Source organism: Flavihumibacter cheonanensis, assembly GCF_022352215.1.
Taxonomy (GTDB): Bacteria; Bacteroidota; Bacteroidia; order Chitinophagales; family Chitinophagaceae; genus Flavihumibacter; species Flavihumibacter cheonanensis.
This window is the reverse complement of sequence record NZ_JAKRWF010000003.1, coordinates 100,907-114,796: the sequence shown is the minus strand read 5'-3', so window position 1 is coordinate 114,796 and position 13,890 is coordinate 100,907. Positions and strand designations below refer to the sequence as shown.

Annotated in this window: 11 protein-coding genes; 7 read left to right on the top strand and 4 right to left on the bottom strand. The window is 45.0% G+C overall.

All coding sequences use genetic code 11. The annotated features are described in order from the left end of the window. The first annotated feature begins 13 nt into the window (after positions 1–13). The 7 genes from MD536_RS14365 to MD536_RS14335 all read left to right on the top strand — a co-directional run bounded on the left by MD536_RS14365 (position 14) and on the right by MD536_RS14335 (position 9,123). Positions 14–1,264: an FtsW/RodA/SpoVE family cell cycle protein gene (locus tag MD536_RS14365; protein WP_239601343.1), complete on the top strand. Its 1,251-nt coding sequence runs from the start codon at positions 14–16 to the stop codon at positions 1,262–1,264. Beyond that, the gene (gene murG, locus MD536_RS14360; RefSeq protein ID WP_239601342.1) at positions 1,257–2,339 is read left to right on the top strand and encodes an undecaprenyldiphospho-muramoylpentapeptide beta-N-acetylglucosaminyltransferase; all 1,083 of its coding nucleotides are present in this window, start codon (positions 1,257–1,259) and stop codon (positions 2,337–2,339) included. The genes MD536_RS14365 and murG overlap by 8 nt, the downstream gene beginning before the upstream one ends. A 2-nt stretch (positions 2,340–2,341) precedes the next feature. Further along, positions 2,342–3,727, top strand: a complete 1,386-nt coding sequence (gene murC / locus MD536_RS14355) for a UDP-N-acetylmuramate--L-alanine ligase (protein WP_239601341.1) — start codon at positions 2,342–2,344, stop codon at positions 3,725–3,727. After that, on the top strand, positions 3,717–4,649 hold the full coding sequence (locus MD536_RS14350; RefSeq protein ID WP_239601339.1) for a cell division protein FtsQ/DivIB: 933 nt from the start codon (positions 3,717–3,719) through the stop codon (positions 4,647–4,649). The genes murC and MD536_RS14350 overlap by 11 nt, the downstream gene beginning before the upstream one ends. 1 nt (position 4,650) lies before the next feature. After that, a complete protein-coding gene (gene ftsA, locus MD536_RS14345; protein WP_239601338.1) occupies positions 4,651–6,045 on the top strand; it encodes a cell division protein FtsA in 1,395 nt (464 codons plus the stop codon). Between the two features lie 41 nt (positions 6,046–6,086). Continuing rightward, on the top strand, positions 6,087–8,042 hold the full coding sequence (gene ftsZ / locus MD536_RS14340) for a cell division protein FtsZ (RefSeq protein WP_239601336.1): 1,956 nt from the start codon (positions 6,087–6,089) through the stop codon (positions 8,040–8,042). Between the two features lie 154 nt (positions 8,043–8,196). Then, positions 8,197–9,123 (top strand): TIGR01777 family oxidoreductase, encoded by a 927-nt coding sequence (locus tag MD536_RS14335; protein ID WP_239601334.1) that lies wholly within the window; start codon positions 8,197–8,199, stop codon positions 9,121–9,123. A gap of 8 nt (positions 9,124–9,131) precedes the next feature. On the opposite strand, the gene MD536_RS14330 is transcribed toward MD536_RS14335, so the two are convergent. From MD536_RS14330 to MD536_RS14315, 4 genes are all read right to left on the bottom strand, one after another. Then, positions 9,132–9,596 (bottom strand): RDD family protein, encoded by a 465-nt coding sequence (locus MD536_RS14330; RefSeq protein WP_239601327.1) that lies wholly within the window; start codon positions 9,594–9,596, stop codon positions 9,132–9,134. A gap of 59 nt (positions 9,597–9,655) precedes the next feature. After that, entirely contained in the window at positions 9,656–10,474 is an 819-nt protein-coding gene (locus MD536_RS14325) for a DUF2705 family protein (RefSeq protein WP_239601325.1), read from the bottom strand. A 6-nt stretch (positions 10,475–10,480) separates the two neighbouring features. After that, positions 10,481–11,389 carry an ABC transporter ATP-binding protein gene (locus MD536_RS14320; protein ID WP_239601323.1) on the bottom strand — a complete coding sequence of 303 codons (909 nt, stop codon included), beginning with the start codon at positions 11,387–11,389 and terminating at the stop codon, positions 10,481–10,483. A gap of 113 nt (positions 11,390–11,502) precedes the next feature. Then, a complete protein-coding gene (locus MD536_RS14315) occupies positions 11,503–13,881 on the bottom strand; it encodes a 3-hydroxyacyl-CoA dehydrogenase/enoyl-CoA hydratase family protein (RefSeq protein WP_239601321.1) in 2,379 nt (792 codons plus the stop codon). Between the last annotated feature and the right edge of the window lie 9 nt (positions 13,882–13,890).

The following is a 13,890-nucleotide window of genomic DNA, read 5'->3' as shown; positions in this document are numbered from 1 at the left end:
AAAATTAACAACAATGAACCAACTCTTAAATAAAACCAAAGGCGATAAAGTGATCTGGGCACTGGTAGTGCTCCTGGCACTTATGTCGTTGCTGGTTATTTATAGTTCCACTGGTTCATTGGCCTATAAAATGTACAAGGGGAATACCGAAATCTATCTGTTCAAGCAGGTCGTGTTTATCGGTGTGGGACTGGTGCTGATTTATTTTTTTCACCAGGTGAATTATACCATTTATTCCCGTGTGTCGAAAGTGTTGTTCTGGCTGGTCATTCCACTCCTGATCTACACGTTGTTTTTTGGAGTTCGGCTGAATGAAGGAAGTCGCTGGATCAAACTGCCAATCATCAATCTGACCTTTCAAACATCCGACCTTGCAAAGCTGGTGTTGTTTATGTACCTGAGCCGGATGCTGAGTAAAAAACAGGAAGTAATCAAGGATTTCAAAAAAGGTTTTCTGCCGTTGATCATACCTGTTGGACTTGTATGTGTATTCATTGCTCCGGCGAATTTGTCTACAGCCTTATTGGTTGGCGCTACCAGCATGCTTTTGTTGTTTATTGGGAGAGCCAGTATGAAGCACCTGTTTTATACAGGACTAATTGCCATGATTCCGGTAGTGATCCTGGTTCTGATGGCAGTATGGCAGCACAAAGAAGGAAATGGTGTGGCACCGAAGGTGGAGAATCGCAATAAGCTAACGGCAAGGGTGGCTACCTGGGTAAACCGGGTGGAAAGCTTTATGTATGGAAGTGATCAGAAAAATGACGAAGACAATTACCAGGTTAACCAGGCAAAAATAGCGATCGCAAAAGGGGGCTGGATGGGATTAGGTCCGGGTAATAGTGAACAACGCAACTTTCTACCCCATCCGTATTCTGATTTTATATATGCAATCATCATAGAAGAATACGGAATTGCTGGAGGCGCATTTGTGTTGTTTGTATACCTCGTGTTTTTATTCCGGAGTATTCAATTGTTCCGGAAATGTCCCTTTGCCTTTGGTGCATTCCTTGCTTTGGCATTGAGTTTTACGCTCGTCATTCAGGCCATGACCAATATGGCGGTAAACGTGAACCTGTTTCCGGTAACAGGAGTAACACTTCCCCTGGTAAGTATGGGAGGAAGCAGCTTTTTATTTACCTGTACGGCGATTGGAATCATTTTGAGTGTATCCCGATTTGTAGAGAAAAATCAGTTGGAAGGAAAAGAAGAGGAAGAAGAGGAAGAAGAAACGCAAGACGAAAAGGAGGAAGCCCATGACTAAGCGCATCATCATAGCAGGAGGAGGAACTGGTGGGCATATCTTTCCGGCGGTGGCAGTGGCCAATGCCATAAAAAAACTGTCACCAGCAACCGAAATTCTGTTTGTGGGTGCCAAAGGAAAGATGGAAATGGAAAAAGTGCCGCAGGCTGGTTACCAGATAGAAGGACTTGATATTGCAGGATTCAATCGTACGGCACTCTGGAAAAACATTTCACTTCCCTTTAAACTCATCAAAAGTTTTTTTCAGGTACGCGGAATAGTTAACCGCTTTCAACCTGACCTGGTTTTTGGTGTTGGAGGATATTCCAGTTTTCCTGTGTTGAAATATGCACAGCAACAAGGGATTCCGACCTATTTGCATGAAGCAAATTCCTTTGCCGGTAAAACCAACCAGTTGCTTGGGAAGAATGCCAGTACCGTATTTGTTGCTACACCCGGGATGGAGAAATTTTTTCCGGCAGATAAAATTGTGGTGAGTGGAAATCCGGTGCGTTCCAACATCGTGAACTGCCAATTATCAAAAACGGATGCAGCCCGATTTTTTGGATTGGATCCGGAGCGCCCGATCCTGCTTTCGGTAGGTGGCAGCCTGGGGGCCAAAAGTATCAATGAGGCCATCGCGGCCGGATTGGATGCTTTACAAGCGGCAGGTATTCAGCTGATTTGGCAAACGGGTAAGCCATTTGCCGAGACCGCTAAAACGGCAACGGCTAACCGAAAAGGAATCTGGGTAAATGATTTTATTAAAGAGATGGAGTATGCTTATGCTGCAGCGGATGCGTTGATCTCCAGGGCCGGCGCTATGAGTATTGCTGAAATTTGTGTTGTTCATAAACCGGCCGTATTGGTTCCCTATCCTTATGCTGCAGAAGATCACCAAACCGTGAATGCCGGTTACCTGGTAAAAGAGGAAGCGGGGATTATGGTAAGGGATGGAGAGGCAGCCCAACAGCTGGTGGCTACAGCTATCCGGTTGATGGAAGACCCCGTGAAACGCGAATCCATGAAAAAAAAACTGGCCCTCCTGGCAATCCGGGATGCTGATGAATTAATTGCGAAACATTTATTACAATAAACTTGCTATCCGTTAAAGACATACAATCCGTTTATTTCATCGGTATCGGCGGTATCGGGATGAGTGCACTTGCGCGTTATTTCAATGCACTTGGGAAAATCGTTAGCGGATACGATAAAACGCCAACGCCCCTTACAGAACAACTGGAAGCGGAGGGAATTGCGATTCATTTTGAAGAAAACCTGGAACTGATTCCAAAGCAGCCGGATCTGGTGGTGTATACACCAGCTGTTCCGAAGCAACACGCCGAGCTGCTCTATTACCAGCAGCAGGAAGTACCTGTGCTGAAACGGAGCGAAGTATTGGGCATCATCAGTAACAGTTCATTCAATATCTGTATTGGTGGAACACATGGTAAAACCACTACCACTACAATGACAGCTCATGTGTTGCGACACACAGGTTATGGCTGTAATGCTTTTCTTGGAGGGATCAGTGTGAATTACCAGACCAATTTCTGGAGCGATCCACGAAATGTAGCAGTGATTGAAGCCGATGAATACGATCGCAGTTTTTTACGCCTGCATCCCGATATTGCCGTGATCAGTTCCATGGATCCGGATCACCTGGATATTTATGGAACAGAAAAAAATCTGCAGGACGCGTTCATTGAGTTTTCTCAAAAACTGAAACCGCAGGGACTATTATTCAGCAAATACGGATTGCCAAGATCCTCCGAGTTAAAAGCTGGTAATCATTTTACGTATAGCCTGGATAATACCAACGCCGATATCTATGCGAAAGATATCCATATGAAGGATGGCAGCTACACCTTTTCTGTGAAACTGCCGGATATCGAACTGAATGATGTAGCACTGCATATGGGCGGGTTGCATAATGTGGAGAATGCTTTGGTGGCGATCGCCATCGCGCAGCAGTTGGGAATTAGTCCGGAAAATATTAAAGAAGCGATTGCAGCCTTTAAAGGAGTAAAAAGAAGATTTGAGTATGTAGTGAAAAGTTCTCGCATGGTCTTTGTAGATGATTATGCACACCATCCGGAAGAATTGAATGCTTTGATTAAAGGAGCGAAAGCCTTGTTTCCGGATCGTGTCTGCACTGTAATTTTTCAACCGCATCTGTATTCAAGAACCCATGATTTGTCATCAGGTTTTGCTAAGGCACTCAACCAGGCTGATAAAGTGATGCTGTTGCCTATTTATCCGGCAAGAGAATTGCCAATGGAAGGAGTGGAAAGTGCGTTGATCGCGAATCAGATGCAAGCGGGAAAAGTTCAGCTGATTGAGAAAGCTGCTTTGCTGAATCAGATTAAAGAAACAGTGCTGAATAATAAAGAGCAATTGCATTTATTGATAACGGCCGGGGCTGGAGACATTGATGCGCTGGTTCTGCCGATTGCAAAATTAATTGAACAACATGCCGGGTAAAAAAATCAGTATACGAAAAGTATTGGTGGCCCTCAGCTGGATGCTGGTTGGCGCAACCCTGCTTGTAGTATTGATTGCGGCAATCAACCGGACCAACGGTGCCAATTGTTCAGTAATTAATATAACTATTAAAGGATCGGGTGAAACCAGTTTTGTGGATCGTGGAGATATACTTTCCATAATTGGAGCCAAAACAACTAAATCCTTTGCCAGTAAACCGATGCAGTCAATAGATCTCCGTGGTTTGGAGAACCGCATTCGTAAGAATGTTTGGGTAAGGGATGCAGAGCTCTACTTTAATGCGGATAGGGAACTGGAGATAATGGTGATGGAGCGGACACCGGTTGTTCGGGTATTTACCGCCAACGGAGCCTCCTGGTACATGGATACGGCAGGAGTGTATCTGCCCATTGTATATGGAAAAGCGCCGGTAAAATTGCCGGTAGTGACAGGATTACCAGAGAAATTGTTGAAAAGAAGATCGGGCGACAGTTCCCTGATTGCAAGGGTATTGGGCATTGTGGAAGTATTGAATAAGGATCCTTTCTGGGATGCACAAATCGAACAGGTGGTGTATACTCCGGAAAAACAAATTGAACTGATCCCCCTGGTGGGAAATCATCGGATCCTGTTTGGAAATGGGAGTGAAGCGGCAAAAAAATTCTCACGACTCAAATTGTTTTACGAAAAAGTGCTGATCAAAACAGGCATGAATTATTATGCTACGATTGATCTTGGTTTTGCAGGGCAGGTAGTGGCAACGAGAGCAGCAGGAATATCCACACCCGTGGATAAAAATATAGTTCCGTACAAGCTCACAATAGCACCTTTACAGGTTAGTAATCCAGTATCCTCCGAATCCCGTCTTTTATCCGGTCCAGCCCCTGTGACAACTGCTTTAAAACAACTAAAAACAAGATAGAATGAACAACGAACAACCCATTATTGTAGGGCTCGATATTGGTACAACCAAGATTGCTGCCATTGCGGGTCGCAAAAATGAGTTTGGCAAACTGGAGATTTTGGGATTCGGTCGTGCGAATAGCAACGGAGTCAAACATGGACAGGTACTGAATATTGACGAAACCATTAAGGCAATAGCAGTTGCCCTTGAAAATTGCATGGCCTCTAATCCTGATTTACAGATCAAGGAGGTATATGTAGGAATTGCTGGTCACCATATCAAGAGTTTACAGACCAGAGGAGATATTGTACGTCAGTCGAATGAAGAAGAAATTTCTCAGCGCGAAATTGATCAGCTGATTGCAGATCAGTATAAAACCTATATCCCCGCGGGTGATCAGATCATTGATGTGATTCCGCAGGAGTTTACGGTGGATAATTTTCAGAACATTCCCAACCCCATCGGGTATGGCGGTGTGAAAGTCGGTGCTAATTTTCATATCATCACCGGTGATAAAAATGCCATCCGTAACATCAACCGTGCTGTTGAAAAAAGTGGACTACAAACCAAGGACCTGGTACTCCAGCCCCTGGCTTCCGCTGCTGCGGTAATGGGGCAGGAAGATATTGAAGCCGGTGTGGCCATCGTGGATATTGGAGGTGGTACCACGGACCTCGCTGTATTTTATGAAGGAATCTTAAAGCATACGGCTGTTATCCCTTTTGGCGGAGAGAATATTACCAATGATATTAAAACCGGTCTGGGTGTATTGAAAACCCAGGCGGAGCAAATGAAAGTACAGTTTGGGTCGGCTTTGTCCAATGAAGCAAAAGCGAATGCCTTCATAACGATTCCGGGTATGCGCGGTTTGCCTCCCAAGGAAATCAGTGTGAAGAACCTGGCCAATATCATCCAGGCAAGAATGAGTGAGATCCTGGATTTTGTAACCTATCATTTGAAGCAGGTTGGCATGGACAGCCGGATGCTCAATGGCGGTATCGTTTTAACGGGAGGTGGTTCTCAGCTTAAACACCTGATCCAACTGACCGAATATGTAACAGGTTTAAATGCACGGATAGGTTATCCGAATGAGCATCTTGCTTCGAACCATACCGATGAGTTGACCAAGCCGATGTATGCTACCTGTATCGGTCTGATCCTGAAAGGATATGATGATTACGAGCGTAACCGTAAACTCTTCACCAAGCAGTTTAAAATGGTGGAAATTCCAAAAGAGCTCAAAAAGGAAATCCAGGAAGCGCCCGTTCAGGATGCAGTAGCTGCAGATGCTAAAGAGGAACCTGTTGAAGTGACAGCCAGAACACGGAAGCTAGCGGGCATCAATGGCTTCTGGAGCAAATTCAAAGACAACCTGATCGACCTGTTCAAGGAAGAAGAGGATAAGAATTTTTAAGGATCACATACTAACCCAACTATTCTAAAACAAAACGTGATATGATACACTTTGATTTACCGAAGGAAAAATCATCCATCATCAAGGTGATTGGTGTAGGAGGTGGAGGCAGCAATGCTGTGAATCACATGTTCAGTCAAAGTATTGACGGGGTGAATTTCATCATTTGTAATACAGACGCTCAGGCTATTGCACAAAGCGAAGTGCCTAATAAAATACAACTCGGTCCGCACCTGACACAGGGACTTGGAGCCGGTGCGAATCCAATGATTGGTAAACAGGCAACTGAAGAAAGCCTGGAAGAGATCAAACGCATCCTTGAAGTAAATACCAAAATGGCTTTCATCACTGCCGGTATGGGTGGTGGAACAGGAACCGGGGGAGCGCCGATCATTGCCAAAATCTGTAAGGATCTCGGTGTGCTGACTGTTGGCATTGTAACTACGCCGTTTTCCTATGAAGGAAGAAAGCGTCAGTTGCAAGCGGAAGAAGGCATACAACAACTGAAAGATCATGTAGACACCCTGCTGGTGATCAGCAATGATAAATTAAGGCACCAGTACGGTAACCTAAAAATGAAAGAGGCATTCGCCAAAGCGGATAATGTGTTGGCTACGGCTGCAAAATGTATCACAGATGTGATCAGCAGCACAGGTCAGATCAATGTCGATTTTGCGGATGTGTGTACAGTTATGCGCAATGGTGGTGTTGCCATCCTGGGGAATGCAACTGCATCCGGTGAAAATCGGGCACAACGTGCAATTGAAGAGGCATTGAATTCACCGTTGCTGAATGATAACGATATCCGCGGTGCGCGCTGGATCCTGATTAATATCAATTCTGCTGAAGGGGAGCATGAGTTCACGATGGATGAAGTGGATATTATTCAGAATCATTTGCTGAGCCAGGCCGGTGAGGATACTGATGTTATTCTCGGGTTGGGATATGATGCCTCCCTCGGAAATGAGATTGGAATTACGTTGATCGCAACCGGATTTGAATACAAGGATCCTTTCAACAAACGTGCAGCGAAACAGCCTGAAGTAAAGAAAGATGAGAAAATTGTGATGACTCTGGATCAGTCGGTGCTGCCATTTGGAACAGAAGATAAAGCCTACTATAATCCGGTTCCCAGTGCTACAGTACAAACTGCACCTGTCGCTGCAACACCAGCCGTGAAGCCTGCAATTTCTGTATTGCGTCCGGCAGAAACACCAGCACCAGCGTCAGCATCAGCATCAACGCCTGTGCCACAGGTAGAGGATAAATTACAGCCAAGGCTGATGGAAGAACCTTCTGTTCGTGAAACTACGAGTCCGGTTATTTCTTTTACGGAGGATGAGGATCGTACAATTACTGTGGATAATTCAAACGATGAAAGAGATAATCAAACCTTAGTTTCGTCCGGCTCACACTCATCCATACCCGAAGCTAAAGTTCAATTCGATCTTTCTGAAAATAATTCTCCGGTGTCTGCAGCATCAGGGGGATACTTGGCCAAGCCATCCAATATTTATGCCGAACCGGTACAAGGGCCTGAACCCAGTTCTCGCCAGGAAGACAGTTCTCCTGTGAACGAACCCATCCGTCAGCAGTTGCCGGCAACGCCACAGAAAGATGACGCAACTTCTTTCGATATGCAACTGGTGATAAAAGATGAAACCCCTGCGGCGGAGCAGCCGTTGGCACCATCAACTCAATCTTCTTTTACCCCCTTTGCTGAGGAGCCGGCTTTGCTGGACGAAGTGGAGGAACAAAAAAGGAAAGCAGCAGAAAGAATTCAGAAATTACGTAATCTGTCTTTCAACATCAATGCCGCGGACCCGAACAATGAGTTTGACACTGTGCCGGCTTATATCCGCCGCAACCTTGAACTCTATAACACTGTTTCACCGGCTGAAAATTTTTACAGCAATTACACGGTAAAAACAGATGAGCATAATAATACCCAGATCAGTACGATCAATACTTTTCTGGATGGTAAAAAGCCGGATTAATCCGATTCTTCCGGCTTTTGCCAACGATTTTTGTTTTTAGTTGTTTATCCGAAAAGGATAGTCGGCCCTTCGTTTTTGCGAGGGGCCTTTTTCTAGGAGGAATGGAAGATGGAGGAATGGAAGATGGAGGAATGGAAGTAGAAACAATAGTGAAATGAAAACAATACTTATAACAGGGGGTACTGGCATGATTGGCAGGGCCCTTACAGCAGCTTTATTGGAGGCAGGACATAGGGTAATTATTTTTACCCGTAATCCTGCACAATACAAAGCAACTGGTAATTGCAGTTACGCAGCGTGGGACCCTGCAAAGGGTACCATCGATGAAGCTGCTATTCAAAGTGGCCATGCAATTTTACATCTGGCGGGTGCTGGTGTGGCTGACAAACGTTGGTCTGAAAAACGGAAAAAAGAAATCCGTGATAGCAGGGTGCAGGGAGGCGAATTGTTATGCAAAGCACTCTCTACCATTTCAAATGAGATTTCAGTTGTAGTATCAGCCTCGGCAATCGGATGGTATGGACCCGACCCCCAGGTCCCCAATCCAAAACCATTTGAGGAAACAGCTCCTGCTCACGATGATTTTTTGGGGCCCACTTGTGAAGCCTGGGAACAATCGCTGGCCCCACTAACGGCCATGGGTAAACGTGTTGTATTTCTTCGTACCGGTATTGTCCTGGCAACCCAGGGCGGGGCACTTGCCGAATTCATGAAACCCGTTAAGTTTGGAATTGCCGCCATTTTAAGTAATGGCAAACAGATGATCAGCTGGCTCCATATCCAGGATATGGTTCGGATGTACCTGGAAGCAATGGAAAATGAGCAGTGGCAGGGTGCCTATAATGCAGTAGCACCACATCCCATATCCAATAAGGAACTGGTGCTGGAGCTTGCGAAAAAAATGCGTGGAAAAGCATTTATTCCCATACATGTTCCAGGTATTTTCCTGAAAATCGGTTTGGGTGAAATGAGTGTGGAAGTCCTGAAGAGCACCACAGTTAGTGCTGACAAAATCCGGAAAGCAGGCTTTCAGTTTGCCTTCCCTACAATTGAAGCTGCATTACAACAACTACTGAAATAAATAATTGATTACCTCAATTGCACAACTTTGGTTTTGGTCCATCTGTCATGAAATGGATAACCGTTAAGACCAGCAATCGCATCAAAGGGCACCAGTCGGGTTAAACTCCGCAAGAGGTAATGCTTAAAGGTCAATTCAGCTCCATCTACGTGTACTACCCTGGTTCGGGTTATCAGTTTACCTAAAGAACGGCCCCTTGAAAAGTATTCAAACAAGGTATAATAAACTACATAAACCAGCATGGTAAAGATTCTGTCTATAAGTGGATTTATATCTTCCTCCTGCCATAAAAATGATTCGCCGGTGATTTCAAAAATAACAGCAATCAAAAAACCAGATACAAAAACCGCAGCATAAAATCCCACATAATCTAAAAGCAGGTTGGCAAACCGCTGGCCTCTTGAAGCTGCTTCAAAATTGGAAATTTCATTGAAATCTTCGAGTATGTCAGCAGTAGAGGGTGCATTTTCCATAAGTTATTTTGATTGTACAAAATAATATGGAGAATCCAAAGATGCAAGCCTGCGGTGATTTATAAATCCCGCTTCAGGTACAGGCGATAATTAATGAACCAGGTCAGTACCACCAGTGCAAGGGTTAACCAGACATGTGTTGATACTGCGTCCAGTGCGGCCTGGTATTTGGCTTCATCCAACCTGCTCATAAAGGCAGGTTGCGGCAACATACGATCTGCAATCTCCAGTGGAAAATAACGTCCGATTTCCAATTTGAATTTATACTTCAACAGGTTCACCGCAATCGGTTCTGCAATAAGGGCATAAAACAGAAAGATCGCCATGGCCAGAAAAGCTTTCCTTACGAGCAGACCTACCAAAAAAGCGATGGATAATTGGGAAAAGGTATGAAGGGAAAATAAAGCGATATAATAGATTTGGTCAAAAATCGCATATTCCTCTCCGGTAGTATTCTGCATGCCCATGAAAAATGCGACCACTGCATACATAATGGTTACAATGAGGGTAATGAGTAATACATCAATAGCTTTAGCCACCATGAAATCTTTTCGGCTCCAGCCATCAATAATATTCTGCCGGGATGTTTTATAATTGTATTCATTAGTGATCAGCATTATCACCAATACCGCGGGAATAAATACAAAAATGGAAGAAAGATAGGCACTTGTTTTCCATACTTCCGGAAAAGAGAATGGGTTCCCAAGCAGCATGGTTACTATCTGTCCTGTTGTGGATTCCTTCTGCGTTACTTCGTGATATACATTTAATACGATCAGGTTAATACCTGGATAGGTAATCATACAGATTCCCAGCAACAGCCAGAAAGCTGGATATCTGTTCAGTTTTAACCACTCTGTCCGGAATAGCGAATACATAATTTGTTAGTTACTGGTTAATTCAAAGAAGCGGGCTTCCAATCGTTTTTTACGCATTGCCAAATGATTGATGCGAATTCCTGCAGTATGACAATATTCATTAATCGCTGCAGGGTCCAGGCTACCTTTGGGGCCTTTCACCAGCAATAAATTTCCTGCTTCTTCAACCGCTGCAATTCCTTCCAATCCGTACAGTGCTGCTTTTGCCGCAGCCTGATCTTCTACTCCCAATTCCAGCACATCTTCATCTGCCAGCACTTCATCCACCGTTCCCTGTGTGATCAATGTGCCTGTTTTCAAAATGGCTACATGGGTACATACTTTTTCCACTTCATCCAGCAGATGACTGGCAAGTATGACCGTGGTGCCATTTTCGCTAAGTTGCCGGATGAGGGATCGAATCTCAGCAATACCAACAGGATCCAGTCCATTGGTAGGTTCATCCAATACCAGTACGGGCGGGTTGCCCAGTAATGCAGCAGCTATCGCCAAACGCTGTTTCATACCCAGGCTGAAGGTGCTGAACTTGCTGTTTCTTCGCTCGTATAAATTCACCGTTTTTAATACCTCTTCGATTTCAGCCATTGACCCCCTTCCGCTAATGCTTTGCGTAATTTTTAAATTATTTACAGCTGATAGATAATGATAGAAGTTGGGTGTTTCCAGCAAGGATCCGATTTGTCTGCGCTGGTACTTGGACCCAGGTTGACCAAACCAGGTATACTGTCCCTTGTCTGCAGACAATACATCCAGTATGATACTGAGCAGGGTTGTTTTACCACTACCATTCGGACCAAGAATTCCAAATACCGTACCCTTTGGTACCGAGAAGCTGACACCCTTCAGTGCCTGGATGGGACCGTAGGATTTATGGATGGAATCCAATGCCAATACATCCATTTCTTTTTTTGACAAGATAAGCTAAGCACTGCAGGATCAGAAAACAAATGTAGGACCGGCAAAAAAAGCCGGCCCGAAGGCCGGCATTCCTATGTGTGTTACAAAATGACTGCTGGTAGCATCATTTATTAGTTGCGAATCGGTTTGCCCGATTTTAAAACAGCTTGAATTCTTTCCAGTGTTTTTCTTTCTCCGCAGAGCGACAAAAATGCCTCTCGCTCCAGGTCTAGTAAATATTGTTCAGATACCAGGGTAGGTTCACTGAGATCACCTCCGCACATTACATAGGCCAGCTTACGTGCCACGAGTGCATCGTGTTCAGTTGCATAATTGGCTCGCAGCATTCCATTGATACCGGTTAACAATGTTCCTAAACCAGATCTTCCCAAAACTTTGATATCGGTTCTTGGTATCGGTGTAATATATCCGCTATCGTATAGTTCAAGTACTGAACGCTTCGCTTCACTGATTCGGCGGCCCTGGTTCAACACGATCTCATCTCTTCCTTTCCGAAGTATACCCATCTCCATTCCTTCCTGCGCGGAGGTGGCCACTTTTGCCGTTGCAATGGATAAAAAGCGATTTTTTAGGGTGATGGTCTCAGGTTCGTCTTCATGCATTTCATCTGCTGCACGTAAGGCAAATTCCTTACTGCCTCCACCACCGGGTATCAAACCTACACCCAATTCAACCAGTCCGATATAGGTTTCAGCGGCTGCACAGATTTTATCTGCATGTAAATTCAGTTCGCATCCTCCTCCTAATGTGAGTCCGTGTGGTGCTACTACCACTGGTATTGAAGAGTAACGAGCTCTCATCATGGTTTGCTGGAATTGGCGGATGGCCATATCCAACTCATCGTATTCCTGCTCAATGGCCAGCATAAAGATCATGCCCACATTGGCACCTGCACTGAAATTCGCACCTTCATTGGCGATTACCAATCCCTTGTATTTTTCCTCAGCAAGCCCGATAGACTTTTGGATGGCTTCCAATACTTCACCACCAATGCTGTTCATTTTGGTGGACCATTCCAGTCCGATTACATCATCACCCAGGTGATAAGCTCTGCAGGCAGCATTTTTCCAGACAGTCTGTCCTTCAAAATTCTTCATCACAATAAAGGCTTCTCCACCCGGTATCGGCTGGTAGGCTTTTGTTGCGATATCATAATAAAAACGTTTGCCGTTTTCCACTTTGTAAAAATTGGTATGCCCGGCTGCCAGCATTTCTTCTACCCAGGGATCTACCGAATAACCAGCTTCCATCATTTTACTAACGGTCTTGCCTACCCCAAGTACATCCCAGCTTTCAAATGCTCCGATTTCCCATCCAAACCCAGCCATCATAGCATCATCAATTCGGTAGAGCTCATCAGAAATTTCAGGAATACGGTGACTTATATACGAAAAGAGTCCATAATGAAAATGACGATAAAACTCTCCTGATTTATCAGTAGCCTGCACCAGCATTTTAAGACGGGTTGCGAGGTCTTCCACCGGTTTGGCTGCTTCCAGTCCGGCAAATTTGGGCTTCTGCCTTGGACCATATTCCAGTGTGGAAAGATTGAGGGTCAGAATTTCTTTTTCTCCACCTGCACCCTTGGTTTTTTTGAAGAATCCCTGTCCGGTTTTATCCCCCAGCCAGTTATTGGCGACCATTTTTTCCAGCCAGGCGGGAATAGTGAAAACGGCCCGCTGTTCATCATCCGGGCAATTATCTGCCACTCCTTTCGCCACTTTCACCAGGGTGTCAATGCCTACCACATCAGCAGTGCGGAAAGTGGCTGATTTAGGGCGACCGATTACAGGTCCGGTCAGTGCATCTACTTCATCAATGGTGAGCCCCAGTTTATCTACCAGTCCGAATATCGCCATAATGCCATATACGCCAATCCTGTTCGCGATAAAAGCAGGTGTATCCTTACAGAGTACGGTTGTTTTTCCTAATTGTAAACTACCAAACTGCATCAGGAAATCCACCACTTCCGGTTTGGTTTGTGGTGTTGGAATAATTTCCAGCAGCCGCAGGTACCGCGGCGGATTGAAGAAATGAGTACCGCAGAAATACTGTTGAAAATCCTCCGATCTGCCCGCAGCCATCATATGTATAGGAATGCCTGAGGTATTGGAGCTAACGAGTGTACCGGGTTTACGATACTGCTCTACCTGTTCGAAAATCTGTTGTTTTATATCCAATCGTTCCACTACCACTTCTATGATCCAGTCCACACCGGCGATCTCCTTCATGTTATCAGTGAAATTACCAGTACGAATCCTCTTTACCACCTCTTTACTGTAAACCGGGGAGGGGTTGGATTTCAGAGCTGCCTGCAGCGCATCGTTGACCAGTTTGTTGCGGGCTGCTTTGTCCTGGGATTCCTGGGCATCTTTTGGTACCATATCCATTAACAGCACTTCAATACCTACCCCCGCGAAATGACAGGCAATCCGGGAGCCCATGACTCCACTGCCCAGTACCGCCACTTTTCTGATCGTTCTTTTCATATAACAAGT

Coding starts and splice junctions, on each gene's coding strand:
- MD536_RS14325 (WP_239601325.1), bottom strand. CDS start 10,474: ATGTATTCGCTATTCCGGACAGAGTGGTTAAAACTGAACAGATATCCA.
- MD536_RS14350 (WP_239601339.1), top strand. CDS start 3,717: ATGCCGGGTAAAAAAATCAGTATACGAAAAGTATTGGTGGCCCTCAGC.
- MD536_RS14315 (WP_239601321.1), bottom strand. CDS start 13,881: ATGAAAAGAACGATCAGAAAAGTGGCGGTACTGGGCAGTGGAGTCATG.
- ftsZ (WP_239601336.1), top strand. CDS start 6,087: ATGATACACTTTGATTTACCGAAGGAAAAATCATCCATCATCAAGGTG.
- MD536_RS14330 (WP_239601327.1), bottom strand. CDS start 9,596: ATGGAAAATGCACCCTCTACTGCTGACATACTCGAAGATTTCAATGAA.
- MD536_RS14365 (WP_239601343.1), top strand. CDS start 14: ATGAACCAACTCTTAAATAAAACCAAAGGCGATAAAGTGATCTGGGCA.
- murG (WP_239601342.1), top strand. CDS start 1,257: ATGACTAAGCGCATCATCATAGCAGGAGGAGGAACTGGTGGGCATATC.
- MD536_RS14335 (WP_239601334.1), top strand. CDS start 8,197: ATGAAAACAATACTTATAACAGGGGGTACTGGCATGATTGGCAGGGCC.
- ftsA (WP_239601338.1), top strand. CDS start 4,651: ATGAACAACGAACAACCCATTATTGTAGGGCTCGATATTGGTACAACC.